At 46.7% G+C, this 14,553-nt stretch carries 14 protein-coding genes; all 14 read right to left on the bottom strand.

All coding sequences use genetic code 11. From position 1 onward, the window contains the following. Positions 1-29: 29 nt before the first annotated feature. The gene (gene rplI, locus FE394_RS11970) at positions 30-482 is read right to left on the bottom strand and encodes a 50S ribosomal protein L9 (protein WP_319926616.1); all 453 of its coding nucleotides are present in this window, start codon (positions 480-482) and stop codon (positions 30-32) included. Between the two features lie 38 nt (positions 483-520). Beyond that, positions 521-748 (bottom strand): 30S ribosomal protein S18, encoded by a 228-nt coding sequence (gene rpsR / locus FE394_RS11975; RefSeq protein WP_000135199.1) that lies wholly within the window; start codon positions 746-748, stop codon positions 521-523. 4 nt (positions 749-752) lie between these two features. Then, positions 753-1,070 carry a primosomal replication protein N gene (gene priB, locus FE394_RS11980; protein WP_065814087.1) on the bottom strand — a complete coding sequence of 106 codons (318 nt, stop codon included), beginning with the start codon at positions 1,068-1,070 and terminating at the stop codon, positions 753-755. A 5-nt stretch (positions 1,071-1,075) separates the two neighbouring features. Continuing rightward, a complete protein-coding gene (rpsF, locus tag FE394_RS11985) occupies positions 1,076-1,474 on the bottom strand; it encodes a 30S ribosomal protein S6 (protein ID WP_319926617.1) in 399 nt (132 codons plus the stop codon). Positions 1,475-1,668: 194 nt separating this feature from the next. Beyond that, entirely contained in the window at positions 1,669-2,406 is a 738-nt protein-coding gene (rlmB, locus tag FE394_RS11990; RefSeq protein WP_319926618.1) for a 23S rRNA (guanosine(2251)-2'-O)-methyltransferase RlmB, read from the bottom strand. 54 nt (positions 2,407-2,460) lie between these two features. Then, the gene (gene rnr / locus FE394_RS11995) at positions 2,461-4,920 is read right to left on the bottom strand and encodes a ribonuclease R (RefSeq protein WP_319926619.1); all 2,460 of its coding nucleotides are present in this window, start codon (positions 4,918-4,920) and stop codon (positions 2,461-2,463) included. A 44-nt stretch (positions 4,921-4,964) separates the two neighbouring features. Next, a complete protein-coding gene (gene nsrR, locus FE394_RS12000) occupies positions 4,965-5,384 on the bottom strand; it encodes a nitric oxide-sensing transcriptional repressor NsrR (protein WP_319926620.1) in 420 nt (139 codons plus the stop codon). A 213-nt stretch (positions 5,385-5,597) separates the two neighbouring features. Then, entirely contained in the window at positions 5,598-6,896 is a 1,299-nt protein-coding gene (locus tag FE394_RS12005) for an adenylosuccinate synthase (protein ID WP_319926621.1), read from the bottom strand. A 246-nt stretch (positions 6,897-7,142) separates the two neighbouring features. Next, on the bottom strand, positions 7,143-8,144 hold the full coding sequence (gene hflC, locus FE394_RS12010; RefSeq protein WP_319926622.1) for a protease modulator HflC: 1,002 nt from the start codon (positions 8,142-8,144) through the stop codon (positions 7,143-7,145). A 2-nt stretch (positions 8,145-8,146) separates the two neighbouring features. Then, a complete protein-coding gene (gene hflK, locus FE394_RS12015; protein WP_319926623.1) occupies positions 8,147-9,391 on the bottom strand; it encodes an FtsH protease activity modulator HflK in 1,245 nt (414 codons plus the stop codon). A 329-nt stretch (positions 9,392-9,720) separates the two neighbouring features. Continuing rightward, positions 9,721-11,001, bottom strand: coding sequence for a ribosome rescue GTPase HflX (gene hflX / locus FE394_RS12020; protein WP_319926624.1), 1,281 nt, complete (start codon positions 10,999-11,001; stop codon positions 9,721-9,723). A 99-nt stretch (positions 11,002-11,100) separates the two neighbouring features. Continuing rightward, complete coding sequence (gene hfq, locus FE394_RS12025; protein ID WP_010845257.1) at positions 11,101-11,403, bottom strand: RNA chaperone Hfq; 303 nt, start codon at positions 11,401-11,403, stop codon at positions 11,101-11,103. Between the two features lie 107 nt (positions 11,404-11,510). After that, a complete protein-coding gene (gene miaA / locus FE394_RS12030; RefSeq protein WP_319926625.1) occupies positions 11,511-12,452 on the bottom strand; it encodes a tRNA (adenosine(37)-N6)-dimethylallyltransferase MiaA in 942 nt (313 codons plus the stop codon). Next, on the bottom strand, positions 12,445-14,520 hold the full coding sequence (gene mutL, locus FE394_RS12035; RefSeq protein WP_319926626.1) for a DNA mismatch repair endonuclease MutL: 2,076 nt from the start codon (positions 14,518-14,520) through the stop codon (positions 12,445-12,447). The genes miaA and mutL overlap by 8 nt, the downstream gene beginning before the upstream one ends. Positions 14,521-14,553 lie beyond the last annotated feature (33 nt).

The raw sequence follows: 14,553 nt of genomic DNA on the forward strand, positions 1-14,553 counted from the left end.
TATCACATGTTCGTGAGCCTAATCAGGGATTAAGCTTCTGGAACGATGTTAACGTTCAATTTCGCGAATACATCGCTGTGTACTTGGAAGTGAACTTCGTGCTCACCAACAGTACGCAGAACGCCGTTAGGCAGACGAACTTCGCTCTTAGATACTTCAACGCCAGCCGCAGTAACTGCATCAGCGATGTCACGAGTACCGATAGAACCGAACAGTTTACCTTCGTCACCCGCTTTAGAAGCGACGGTGACAACGCCCAGTGCATTGATTTTCTCTGCACGAGCTTCTGCTGCTGCCAGAACGTCAGTCAGTTTAGCTTCCAGTTCAGCACGGCGAGCTTCGAAAAATTCGACGTTTTTCTTAGTTGCAGGAACAGCTTTGCCCTGTGGTACTAAGAAGTTACGGGCATAACCCGCTTTAACGTTAACTTGGTCACCCAGGCTACCTAGGTTCGCTACTTTATCAAGCAGAATAACTTGCATTACCTTATCCTCTCAAAGTCGTGAATGGACTGAGCCTATTACTGATGGCGATCAGTATATGGCAACAGGGACAGGTAGCGAGCACGCTTGATAGCACGAGCGAGCTGACGCTGGTATTTTGCACGGGTACCGGTAATACGGCTTGGTACAATTTTACCACTTTCGGTAATGTAGTTTTTCAGCGTAGCAATATCTTTATAATCGATCTCTTGTACGCCTTCCGCTGTAAAGCGGCAGAACTTGCGACGACGGAAATAACGTGCCATTTGGCTAGTCTCCAGAATCTATCAATTCAATCTGCTCGGCATGAAGAACCAGTTTACTAAGACCATTACGCCCATAATGGGAATTAATGAACCCCGAAACGGTGATTCGACTGCCGACCGTTATACTGTGAGTATATTCCTGTAACAACTGTCCGCTGGCAATAACGGGCATTCTGCACCATGATTGCCTGCTGAATCCGGCTTCCTGCTGTTGTGAGCGATGTTCAAGCACAAACTGACAATGTGGAATACCGGATGGACTGACTCTTCGTATCGGTGTCTTGCACACTGTGCCAGAGAGCACCAAACGATTGGTTGTCACGGTGATTACTCTTCAGAATCCCCAGCTTCATCAACATCATCAACCAGGCCTTCTTCCAAGACCAGATCACGGCCGCGACGTTCGTCTTTAGCCTTAACCATTGGTGATGCTTCAGTTACTGCGTGCTTAACGCGCATAACCATGCTGCGGATAACGGCATCGTTGAAGCGGAAGTTAGTTTCCAGCTCATCAATCGCTTCTTGTGGCGCTTCAACGTTCAGCAGAACGTAGTGAGCCTTGTGCAGTTTGTTGATTGGGTAAGCCAGTTGACGACGACCCCAGTCTTCCAGACGATGAATCTGACCTTGCGCGTTAGTGATAGTCGCACTGTAACGCTCGATCATGCCCGGAACCTGTTCGCTTTGGTCAGGATGAACCATAAAAACGATTTCGTAATTACGCATTAGCATTGCTCCTTACGGATTATTCAGCCTCCTGTCAGGGTCAGCCGTGGCCCATGGAGGCAAGGAACGTGTTTAATACGGCTGAAAAATCGACGCGTCACTATACCCGCACCATACAAAAAACTCAAGGTACGGGTAAATAAAAACGCATTTATTATTCTTTCAAATCATCCAATCATAAATAAAGAATGATTTTACTGCGTATTTCTCTGTCGCACGATTTCAAACAGGCATATTCCTGTTGCAACCGATACGTTCAGGGAAGAGACTGAACCTGCCATTGGGATGCTAATCAGTTCATCACAATGCTCGCGGGTCAGTCGGCGCATGCCCTCACCTTCCGCCCCCATGACCAAAGCCATCGGGCCAGTCAGTTTGCTTTCATATAGCGCATGAGTCGCTTCACCCGCCGTTCCGACAACCCAGACATTGTGTTCTTGCAGTAAGCGCAGGGTACGGGCAAGGTTAGTCACACGGATCAGGGGGACGTTTTCTGCGGCACCACAAGCGACTTTTTTGGCTGTCGCATTCAGTTGTGCCGAGCGGTCGCGAGGAACGATAACGGCATCAACACCCGCAGCATCCGCAGTACGCAGGCAGGCACCCAAGTTATGTGGATCAGTGACACCATCCAGCACTAACAAAAATGGGCGATCCAACTGAGATAACAGGTTAGGCAAATCGTTTTCCTGATACTGACGCCCCGGTTTAACCCGCGCAATAATGCCTTGGTGGACAGCGCTTTCTGTTTGGGCATCCAGCCACTGGCGATTAGCAAGTTGTACCGCGATACCGATACTTTCCAACTCCTGCAACAATGGAGTTAAACGGCGATCTTCCCGCCCTTTCAATACATAAACTTCCATGAACCGCTGTGGGTCACGCTCTAATAAAGCTTTGACGGCATGGATACCGTAGATAATTTCACTCATGACTGACTGATACCTGATTCACTGATTAACTATTTTTACTGAATGCTATTATGGCTATTCGCCCGTACTTTTTTTCGCGCGTTTCGCTTTCAGTTTTGCTGTAATTTTTTTGGTTTTGTCTGACTGTTTTTTCTTTTTGCCTGGCTTATTATTTGGCGTTGATTCTTCCGCTTTTTTCTTTTTGCGAACAGCGTTGTCTGGTTCAAAATTGGCTGATTTTTTATTATCACGGCCTTTTTTACCATTTTTACGCTCTGGCTTGCCTTTTTTCGCCTTATCACGCTCAGTCTTACCTTGATTGCGTGCCTTACGTGTCGTTGAAAGCAAGTTGAAATCAATATTACGCTCATCCATGTGAACCGCTTCCACGCGGATCTCAACCTCATCACCAAGGCGATAAGTTTGCCCGGAAGATTCGCCAATCAAACGCTGACCGACATTATCATATCTGTAATAGTCGTTATCCAGCTTCGAAACATGTACCAAGCCATCAATGAACAGATCATTCAAGCGGACAAAGAAACCAAAACCTGTCACGCTGGTAATTAATCCGGTGAAAACATTCCCCACCTGATCCTGCATGAAATCACATTTCAGCCAATCAGCCACATCCCTTGTCGCTTCGTCAGCACGACGCTCAGTCATGGAACAATGGTTGCCCAATTGCAGCATATGCTCCATATCATTGTGCCAGCCACCGGTTGGCGTCCAACTATGCTCAACAGCACTATCTTCTTGCGCTAATTTTTCTTTCGACAACAAATATTTGATCGCACGGTGCAGCGCCAGATCAGGATAGCGACGGATCGGTGAAGTAAAATGAGAATAAGCGCGCAACGCCAGACCAAAGTGTCCCCTGTTTTCAGGCTCATAGATTGCCTGTTTCATGGAGCGCAGCAGCATCGTTTGCAGCAATTCGTGATCGGGCCGCTCTGCGACGTCTTTCATCAATTGCGCATAATCTTTCGGTTCTGGCTTCAGGCCGCCTAATAGGCTCAATCCCAGCTCATTGAAGACTGAACGAAGGTTCAGGATACTCTCTTCTCTCGGGCAATCATGAATACGGTATAACGCTGGCTCATTGTGTTTTTCAACAAAACGGGCTGCCGCAATGTTAGCCAGAATCATGCACTCTTCAATAAGTTTATGGGCATCGTTACGTACAACTGGTTCAATGCGCTCAATGCGGCGTTCTGCGTTAAAAATAAATTTGGCTTCTTCTGATTCAAACGAAATAGCCCCGCGTTCTTCGCGCGCGCGTTCCAGTGCCTGATAAAGCTCATGCAAGTGCTCAATATGCTCCACCAGCGGCTTGTAATGATCTCTCTGCTCTTGATCGCCCTGCAAAATCTTCCAGACTTTTGTATAAGTCAGACGGGCATGAGAGTTCATCACCGCTTCGTAAAACTTATAGGAAGATAGCTTGCCTTGAGCGGAAATGGTCATTTCACACACCATACACAGGCGGTCAACTTCTGGATTTAGGGAACACAATCCATTCGACAGCACTTCCGGCAGCATCGGTACAACCTGAGAAGGGAAATAAACCGAGTTACCACGGCTACGTGCTTCTGTATCCAATGGAGTTTGCGGACGAACATAGTAACTCACATCCGCAATCGCAACCCACAAACGCCAGCCACCACCGCGTTTTCTTTCGCAATATACGGCATCATCAAAGTCACGGGCATCTTCACCATCGATAGTGACCAGCGGTAATTCACGTAAATCAACACGGCCTTGCTTAGCGGACTCCGGGACATTTTCATCCAGGGAGGCCACCTGTTTTTCTACCACTGGTGGCCAGCTATGGGGAATTTCATGGGTACGAAGCGCGATTTCAACCGCCATATTCGTTCCCATCGTCTCACCCAGCACTTCCACTATTTTACCAATGGCTTTAGTTCGACGGGTTGAGCGATTGGTCAATTCAACCACCACAACGTTACCCATTCTTGCCCCGCAAGTTTCCTCTTTGGGGATCAAGATATCGAAACTCAGGCGGCTATCATCAGGGACGACAAATCCCATGCCTGCATCCATAAAGTACCGACCAACGATTTGGCTGTTCTTCGGCTCTAATACCCGTACAATCCGCACTTCAACACGGCCTTTTCTGTCTGGACGCAACGGCTGCGCCAGAACGACATCACCGTGGATCGTCATTTTCATCTGTTCAGCAGGCAGATAAAAATCGTCTTTATGGCCTTCTGCCCGCAGGAAACCGTAACCATCACGGTGTCCGATGACCGTTCCTTTCAACAAATCCAATCGTTCTGGCAACGCATAACATTGACGGCGGGTAAAAACCAACTGTCCATCGCGTTCCATTGCCCGCAAACGGCGGCGCAATGCTTCCTGTGCATCTTCACTGGTTAACTGAAGTTCTTGTGCTAGTTCCTGACGGCTTACCGGAGTGGTGTGTTTAGAAATGATATCCAAGATGTATTCACGGCTTGGGATTGGAGATTCGTATTTTTCAGCCTCTCGTTCCTGAAAAGGATCTTTTGACATCGTCATTCCTCTGTTGTCATCAGCAAGCTGTTTATCCCCTTGTTTCACTTAGTCAAAAGCAATTGATAAAGGGGACGATTGTCTTTAACCATATCAGCCAAAGTATGTTTATCCAACTCTTCCAAAAAATTCTCTACCGCTTGATTCAAGACTGATTTTAAGCGACATGCAGGCGTTATTTGACAGGCACTACAGTTAACCAATGAAAGCGGTTCTAATGAACGAACTACATCACCAATTCTGATATCGCTGGCAGATTTACCCAGACTAATGCCGCCATTTTTTCCTCTGACAGCATTCACCAATCCTAAATGACTAAGTTGATTGATGATTTTCACCATATGGTTACGTGAGACACCATAAACCTCAGTGACTTCTGTAATGCTCGTCATTTGACCTTCAGGTAAAGAAGCCATGTAAATCAAGGCACGTAATCCATAATCGGTAAAACTGGTTAACTGCACACTCACCTCTGGGAGACTGAATATAACGGAGTTTATTTGGAACCAAAATATACTCGTGGTTACCCGAAATCCATTGGGTATATGTCTGTATATTGGTTTTCGTTAGTTATTCATCATTATGTGGGTATTTTAAAAATTAAGCAAAACGAGTGGCCTAAAAACAAAAACCGGGCTTTATGCCCGGTTATGTGTGCTAAAAGATTAAATAATCAATTAAGCATCAAATGGATCACGCAGGATCATGGTTTCTGCGCGATCTGGACCTGTAGAGATAATATCTACAGGAACGCCGGTCAGCTCTTCTACACGTTTGATGTAGTCTAATGCTGCTTGTGGCAACTGGCTATGATCTTTCACGCCGAAAGTGCTTTCATCCCAGCCCGGCAGAATTTCATAAACGGCTTCGAGGCCTTCCCAGTTTTCTGCTGCCAGTGGCGTAGTGTCAATGACAGAACCATCAGCCTGACGGTAACCTACGCAGATTTTCACTTCTTTCAGGCCGTCCAGCACGTCCAGTTTGGTCATGCAGAAGCCAGACAAAGAGTTAATTTGGATCGCGCGACGAATAGCAACGATATCCAACCAGCCAGTACGACGGCTACGACCCGTAGTTGCCCCGAATTCCTGACCTTTCTGACGCAGGTATTCACCCGTTTCATCAAACAGTTCAGTCGGGAATGGACCTGCACCTACACGGGTGGAGTATGCCTTGACGATACCCAGTACATAGTCAACGTAACGCGGACCCAGACCGGAACCTGTTGCAACTCCGCCAGCAGTCGTGTTGGAAGAAGTGACATAAGGATAGGTACCATGGTCGATATCCAGCAACGTACCCTGAGCACCTTCAAACATTACCAGCTCACCTTTCTGAGTTGCTTTGTAGAGCAGGTCAGAAACGTCAACTACCATGCCAGTCAGAATGTCTGCAACAGCCAGAATGTCATCCAGTGTTTTCTGATAATCAACAGCAGGTTCTTTGTAGTAGTTAACCAATTGGAAGTTATGGTATTCGATGATTTCTTTCAGTTTAGCTGCGAAATTCTCTTTATCGAACAGATCGCCAACACGCAGACCACGACGTGCAACTTTATCTTCGTATGCAGGACCGATACCACGGCCAGTTGTACCAATCGCCTTGGCACCACGCGCTTTTTCGCGGGCATTATCCAGTGCAACATGGTAAGGCAGGATCAGCGGACAGGCTTCAGAAATAAGCAGGCGCTCACGTACAGGAATCCCACGTGATTCAAGCTGTTTCATCTCTTTCATTAAAGCATCTGGTGCTAAAACGACCCCATTTGCGATAATGCTAATGACATTTTCACGTAAGATCCCAGATGGGATTAAGTGGAGAACGGTTTTTTCACCGTTGATGACTAGTGTATGGCCCGCATTGTGGCCCCCTTGATAACGAACTACGTATTTAGCTCGTTCAGTCAGCAAGTCGACGATTTTACCCTTGCCCTCGTCACCCCATTGGGTGCCCAATACGACAACGTTCTTACCCATTTCAAAATTTCACTCGGTTGCTTAAAAATGGATTCTACCATCTCATTTAGCACCTTTCAGTATTTTTTGTCACTTCTGTTATTTCGTTTCGTCATATAAATGGGCTGCTAAGTAAACATTGGTAATGACAGAAGTATACAAAAAAACCACTGTACGTTTTTTTACAGTGGCTTAGAAGCGACCAAATTAAATCAGTCGCATTTTGTCAATTAAGTGGCTTTAAGGCAATTTACCTATCAAACCCGCTCAATCATTTTTGTCGTGACGCTGCTTGGATGGATCTTTCATATAACGGAAGAAATCGTTATTCGGGCTAAGTACCATGATGTTTCCGTCATTCTGGAAGCTCTTTTCGTAAGCCCGCAGGCTACGGATGAATGCATAGAATTCAGGATCTTTGTTGAATGCATCAGCGAACAGCTTGGTCGCTTCCGCATCACCTTCACCATGTAAAACCAATGCCTTGCTGTTTGCCTCAGCTTTGATTTCAGTTGCTGTTTTATCAGCAGCCGCACGAACTTTCTCCGCTTCTTCCAGACCTTGTGAACGATGGCGACGCGCTACGGCTTCACGTTCTGCACGCATACGCTGGTAAATCGCGCCTGAGACTTCATCTGGCAAGTTAATCTGCTTGATACGAACGTCTACAACTTCAATCCCCAATGCCGCCATACTGTTCGGGTTCAGGGCTGGTTGTTTGCCTTTCGTTTCTTTCTCTACACGAGCTGCCGCCGAAGCGATATCGCTGTCTGCACTTGAATCATCTTCATTTGTTCCCAAGTTCAGTGCATTACGCACATCCGTCGTCAAGCGACCACGGGAATCTGTCACGATACCACGCACATCCAAACGACCAATTTCAGAACGCAGACGGTCACTGAATTTACGTTTCAACAGAAGTTCAGCCTGAGCAATCTCTCCATTACCTGTCGCCAGATAATAGCGGCTGAAATCTTTAATGCGCCATTTCAGATATGAGTCAACAATCAGGTCTTTATTTTCACTTGTCAGGAAACGGTCAGCCTTGATATCCATAGTTTGGATACGGGCATCAAGTGTTTTCACAGTTTCAATAAATGGAATTTTGAAATGCGGACCGGGCTGATAAACCAAAGGCTTATTTTCAGAGTCACGCATAACTTTGCCAAAGCGCAGCATGATGCCACGCTGACCTTCATACACGATAAATATCGACGAATATAGCACAACCAATACGGCGGCAATAGCGAAGACGAATGACTTACGCATGATTATGGTCTCCCTTGTCTTAGCGCATCACCACGCGGGTTGTTTGAATTTCCATAGCCAGAACTGTCATAACCAGAATTGCTGTTATAACTTGAGTGCTCTTGCGTCGATGTAGAATGCGTCGTGTTATTTTTCTCTGGCGCTACCTTAGTATTCTGGTGAAACTTAGGTGCTTCAGTCTGATTGCGCAGAATTTGATCCAGTGGCAATACCAACATGCTGTTGCTTTTTTCATTCGCAATAACTTTGCGGGTATGGCTCAGAACACGCTCCATTGTTTCAATATAAAGGCGCTCACGGGTAATTTCCGGTGCAGCTTTATATTCAGGCAGAATTTTAGCGAAACTTGCCACTTCACCCTGTGCATTCAATACCACACTGGCTTTATAGGCTTTAGCGTCTTCAATAATGCGTTGAGCATTACCCTTAGCGATCGGCAGAACAGAGTTTTGGTAGGCTTCTGCTTCACGAATGGTTTTTTGCTCTTCTTCGCGGGCGGCGATAACATCATCGAATGCGGCTTTCACCTCTTCTGGCGGACGCGCAGTCTGGAAGTTAACGTCCAACAGTGTGATCCCCATCTGGTACGGACGAATCGTTTCTTCCAGCACTTTCTGAGTATCATTACGCACAATAGTACGATCCGCTGTCAGGATTTTTTCCATTGTGTATTTGCCAACCACTCCACGCACAGCACTGTCTGTCGCTTGACGCAGGCTGTTGTCAGGATTGGTGACATTGAAAAGATAGGCAGCGGGATCACTAACGCGATACTGTACGTTCATTTCAGCGCGTACAACGTTTTCATCCGATGTCAGCATGACACCGGATGTCGCCAGTTCACGCACAGATTCAACGTTAACGGCCCTTACGCGATCAATAAACGTTATTTTCCAGTTCAAGCCAGGCTGAACAACGTGACTAAATTTACCCAAACGAGTAACTACGCCACGTTCTGTTTCTTTAATCGTATAAAAACCACTTACAACCCAGACAGCTACTGCAACAGCAACGGCAATACCAACCAGACGGCCGCCAAATTTAGGGCTCTGTTCAGAACCATTTCCACCTTTGTTTCTACCGAAACCACCAAGTTTTTCACTCAGTTTACGGAACAGATCGTCGAGATCAGTTGTCCCACGGTTTCGACCACCTTTATTGTTGCCGCCGGAGTTGCCGCCATTATTATTGCTGCTTCCCCACGGGTCGCGGTCTTGTCCGTTATTACCGGGCTGATTCCACGCCATGTTTTAGCTCCACTTTTTAGTTTTTACTGGTTTTTCAGAGGTGACTGCTCTCCACCCTGACGGGTGAGGCTTCCCACTTCACAGGTCGTGCCCGTCCCTGACAGGTCTGGCAGCGGCCTCCATGGTCAGAAGCGACGAACTTCGTCGTTTTTGTAAGCAACCAATATTATTTTGGTGATACTTTTGACAGTACCATTCAGTCACTGCAATTCTGGCACAGTCATTTCATCACCGCCATCTCAGCTACTCCATGACTATAAGTACTTTAATATAAGCACCTTGAAATGGCGGGTAAAATAATACCTTGTTTGTTGCTCTGCGCCAATCAATCAGACAACATAGTCAGGTAAATTTGGTTCTTGTTTACACAGACGACGCCAATCTACCATTGGCATCCTGATTTCAATACCAACCAGACCATCCTCTTCCACCCACTCACGCTCAATGGACTGAAGCTGATAGAAGCGACTACGCAGACGCCCCGCTTCTGGAGGAAGACGCAATTCATAGTGTGCGATTTCACCTGAAAGGCGTTCAGTCAACGCTTGCAATAACAGCGGGATACCCTCTCCCGTCTGTGCTGACAGCCACACTCTGATCGGTCGGTTTTCTTCATCACGATCAATGCGAGGAATAAAATCTTCCAGCATATCGATTTTATTCATCACCAATAATGAAGGAATTTCATTAGATTCAATTTCTTCAAGAACATTGTCAACAGCGATGATATTTTCATCCAGACGGTTATCCGCCGCATCAACGATATGCAACAACAATTTTGCCTGTCTGGTTTCCTGCAAAGTCGCCTTGAATGCTGCAACCAAATCATGGGGCAAATGACGGATAAAACCTACCGTATCCGCCAAAACAACCGTGCCAACATCATTGACATCTATCCGGCGCAGTGTCGGATCGAGGGTGGCAAAAAGCTGATCGGCAGCATAGACTTCGGCTGAGGTTAATCTGTTGAATAGGCTGGATTTTCCCGCATTGGTGTAACCAACAAGGGAGACGGTTGGAATATCTGCTTTATTTCGGGCCTGCCGTCCCTGTTCACGCTGTTTTTCGACTTTGCCGAGGCGTCCCAAAATCTGCTTGATTTTGTCACGCAGCATACGACGGTCACTTTCCAGCTGAGTTTCGCCGGGGCCACGTAAACCAATCCCACCTTTCTGACGCTCAAGGTGAGTCCAGCCCCGTACCAGACGGGTAGACAAATGACGCAACTGCGCCAATTCGACTTGTAATTTACCTTCGTGTGTTCTTGCCCGCTGAGCAAAAATATCCAGAATCACTCCCGTGCGATCAACAACACGGCATTCGCACAAGCGTTCCAGATTACGTTCCTGAGCAGGACTGAGGGTATGGTTAAACAACACCACATCTGCGCCGCTATTTTTAACAGCATCAGCAATTTCCTCCGCCTTGCCCTCTCCGACAAAATATTTCGGATGAGGCGCCTTCCGGCTTCCCGTTACAATCTGCACAGGAGAAACACCTGCGGAAGTCACCAATGATTCAAATTCATTGAGATTTTCCGTATCTTTTTCCTGTGAGAAGAAAACATGCACCAGAACGGCTAATTCTCCGCCTTCATAACGATCAAACAACGGCGCAACCCCTCAGGCTGAGTAAAAATCCATAGGAAAAAACATAGGTAAAGTCTCCCTACCTATGTTTTTATATTTACATCAGGTACGGCCACTGATTTACTCAGCGCCATCACTTTCCTGTTGTGTAGCTGGGTTAGAACCAGCGTGATAGTTACCAACGCCAGCAGGCGCATTTTGGTTGCTACCGTGATGAGACACAGGACGAGAAGGCACAACAGTAGAGATGGCATGTTTATAGACCATCTGGCTGACCGTGTTTTTCAGTAAAATGACAAATTGGTCAAAAGATTCAATCTGACCCTGTAATTTGATGCCGTTGACCAAATAAATAGAAACCGGGACCCTTTCACGCCGTAAAGCATTCAGGAATGGATCTTGCAAAGATTGCCCCTTAGCCATTCTATATTTTCCTTATTTTGTTGTTTTAACTAAGAACCTATTGGTTCGAAAAAGTAACTACTCAAAAATGACGATTTGTACTGATCAATTGTACACAATCAATGAATTTATGTACTAATAACCTGTATGACTTTATTTAGTGCTTGTTTAGGTTGATCGCTATCCAACCAAGTCACATTGTCCCAACTCCTGAGCCACGTGATCTGACGCTTCGCCAATTGGCGTGTCGCACAGGTACCACGATAAACCATCTCATCATGAGATATTTCGCCTGCGAGGTAAGACCACATCTGACGATAACCAACACAACGAATGGAGGGTAAATCTGCATGCAAATCACTACGAGCATAAAGTGCTTTTGCCTCATCTTCAAACCCTGATTTGATCATTTGTTCAAAACGGGCGGCGATACGCTGATGCAAAATTTCCCGGCTTGAGGGTGAGATCGCAAATTGATGAACGCGATAAGGCAACATTTCTCCAGACGTTTCTGTCAATTCAGTTAGAGTTTTACCCGAAATTCGAAAAACTTCCAGTGCGCGAGTAAGACGTTGTGGATCATTCGGATGAATCCTCACAGCAGCAACCGGATCGATCTCCTGTAATTGCTGATGCAATGCCTCCCATCCAAGCTCCGCTGCCTGCTGCTCAATCTGCGCCCGTATTGCAGGATTTGCAGAGGGTAAAGGTGATAATCCTTCCAATAATGCTTTGAAATATAGCATGGTTCCACCAACCAGGAGTGGAATTCTCCCTGCTGCCGTGATGTCTGCCATTTCTTTCAGGGCATCACGACGAAAATCGGCTGCGGAGTAAATTTCAGCAGGATCGAGAATATCAATCAAACGATGAGGTGCCTGTGCCTGCTCTTCTGCGGAAGGTTTTGCTGTTCCGATATCCATTCCGCGGTAAACCAACGCAGAATCGACGCTGATTAATTCAACCGGAAGATGCTGACGCAAAGCGATTGATAACGCCGTTTTTCCTGAAGCCGTTGGCCCCATGACGAAAATGGCGGTTGGCAGATGTTGAGTTTTTAAATCACTCATGATTAAGACGTGCCACCACTGCTTGTAAATCAATTAACTGTAATACCCCTTCCGGCGGCGATCCCACCAGTTGAGGACAAAGGCGTTCGACATCAGCCAAAAGCTGAACAGCTTGGGCGACGTTCCACGTTTCATGCTCGCTACCCACATGACAGGAGAGCCAAATTGCAATCTGCTCAGCAGAAACTGCTGACTGCTCTCCAAGATAGCCCAACAAATCCGATAGAAGTTTCGGCAGATTCTGTTGACGCAAAGGCAACGATACCGCATGAATGGTTACTTTTCCATGCGCGACTGTAGATTCAATGCCAAAAGTCTTTAATAGCTCACTATTCTGCTTCAAGACACTTATTTCTGCCTGAGTGAGAGCAAGTTTCAGTGGGATCAGCAACGGTTGAGATTTAAGCCCCTGCTCTCCCGGCGTCAGTTGTGCCTGTTTCAACCAGCGTTCAGCAACTGGCAGAGAAAGCAGCCCGATACCTGACTGTGACTCAATCAACGCATAGCAGTCAGCATAAATGCTCAATACTTTTCCGAAACTATATTTATTATCAAGACCGTATTGATTATCAAGACTGTATTTATTATCAAGATTATATTTATTAGCAAGATCATAGTTATTACCGGAAATGGGGCTGCTGTTTTTCCCCTGATTCGATTGTGCCGATGTGACAGGTTTTGAGCCAAGGCCGGATGCATTAGATGCTGGTACGTTGGAGGTTGATACGTTGGAGGTTGATACATTGGAGGCTGATGCATTAGACGTTGGGATGTTTTTTGCCGGAAACAACGGACGTTTTTCTTCCGGAGCAAACTGCATCAATTTCTGATACATCTCACCCTGTTTTTTCTGATAGCTTTCACCATGATGCAATTGTTGCTCTTCACGACCTGAATACGGACGTTCTCCATGCTCTTTCTTGCTATCGCTGCCATGATGTCGGGCTGATGCTGTATCTGCTGGAGTGACATTTTTCTGGAGAAAATGGTTTTCTCCCGCAGAAGGGCGATTTTCCGGTATCCAGTTTGTAGCGGGCTCCTGACAACCGAGCGCCAACTCATTTCCCTTGCCACGTTGTTGCAATACAGCAGCCACACCTTGATAAATAAAATCATGTACCAAACGCGCCTGATGGAAACGGACTTCATGTTTGGCGGGATGCACATTCACATCCACCTGATGCGGATCGACCTCTAAGTACAGAACATAAGCCGGCTGTTGTTCCCCTTGAATCAGGTCTTGATAAGCCTGGCGAATCGCATGATTAATCAACCGATCCCGCATCATGCGCCCATTGACGTAACAATATTGAATATCGCTTCCGACTGTCGAATTCATGGGATCAGCAACCCAGCCCTTGATGGACAAGGAATCATGCTGCCATGACAGCGCCAGAGCCTGCTGCACGAACGCTGTACCACAAATCGCCGCCAAGCGCCGTTCATGCTGGGATTCTTCTTTGGCAGGCCGATACTGGCGCATCAATTTGCCATTGTGATTCAGATTGATGGCGACATCCAACCGAGCCAGCGCAATTCGACGCACGATTTCATCAATGTGCCCAAATTCCGTTTTTTCCGTTCTCAGAAATTTACGTCGCGCTGGCGTGTTATAAAACAGATCCAATACTTCAACTGTTGTGCCAACAGGATGGGCGGCAGGTTTAACCGTCACTTCCATATCGCGGCCTTCCGCATAAGATTGCCATGCCTCGGTCTGACTTTCAGGACGAGAAGTCAATGTCAGTCGCGAGACTGAACTTATACTGGCCAATGCTTCACCACGAAACCCCATACTGACAATCGCTTCCAAATCATCCAGTGAAGCAATTTTACTGGTGGCATGGCGCGCCAGTGCCAATGTGAGATCCTGCTGACTGATTCCGCACCCGTTATCACGAATGCGGATTAACTTTGCCCCTCCACGCTCAATATCAATATCGATACGTGTAGCACCGGCATCAAGGCTATTTTCCATCAACTCTTTCACCACTGACGCGGGACGCTCAACCACTTCACCGGCAGCAATCTGGTTTGCCAATTGTGGAGGTAATATCTTGATAGCCATATTCGACCTTACTTACAATTTAAAGCCTATCCC

This window comes from Xenorhabdus littoralis (assembly GCF_033949345.1).
In the GTDB taxonomy this organism is placed as follows: domain Bacteria; phylum Pseudomonadota; class Gammaproteobacteria; order Enterobacterales; family Enterobacteriaceae; genus Xenorhabdus; species Xenorhabdus littoralis.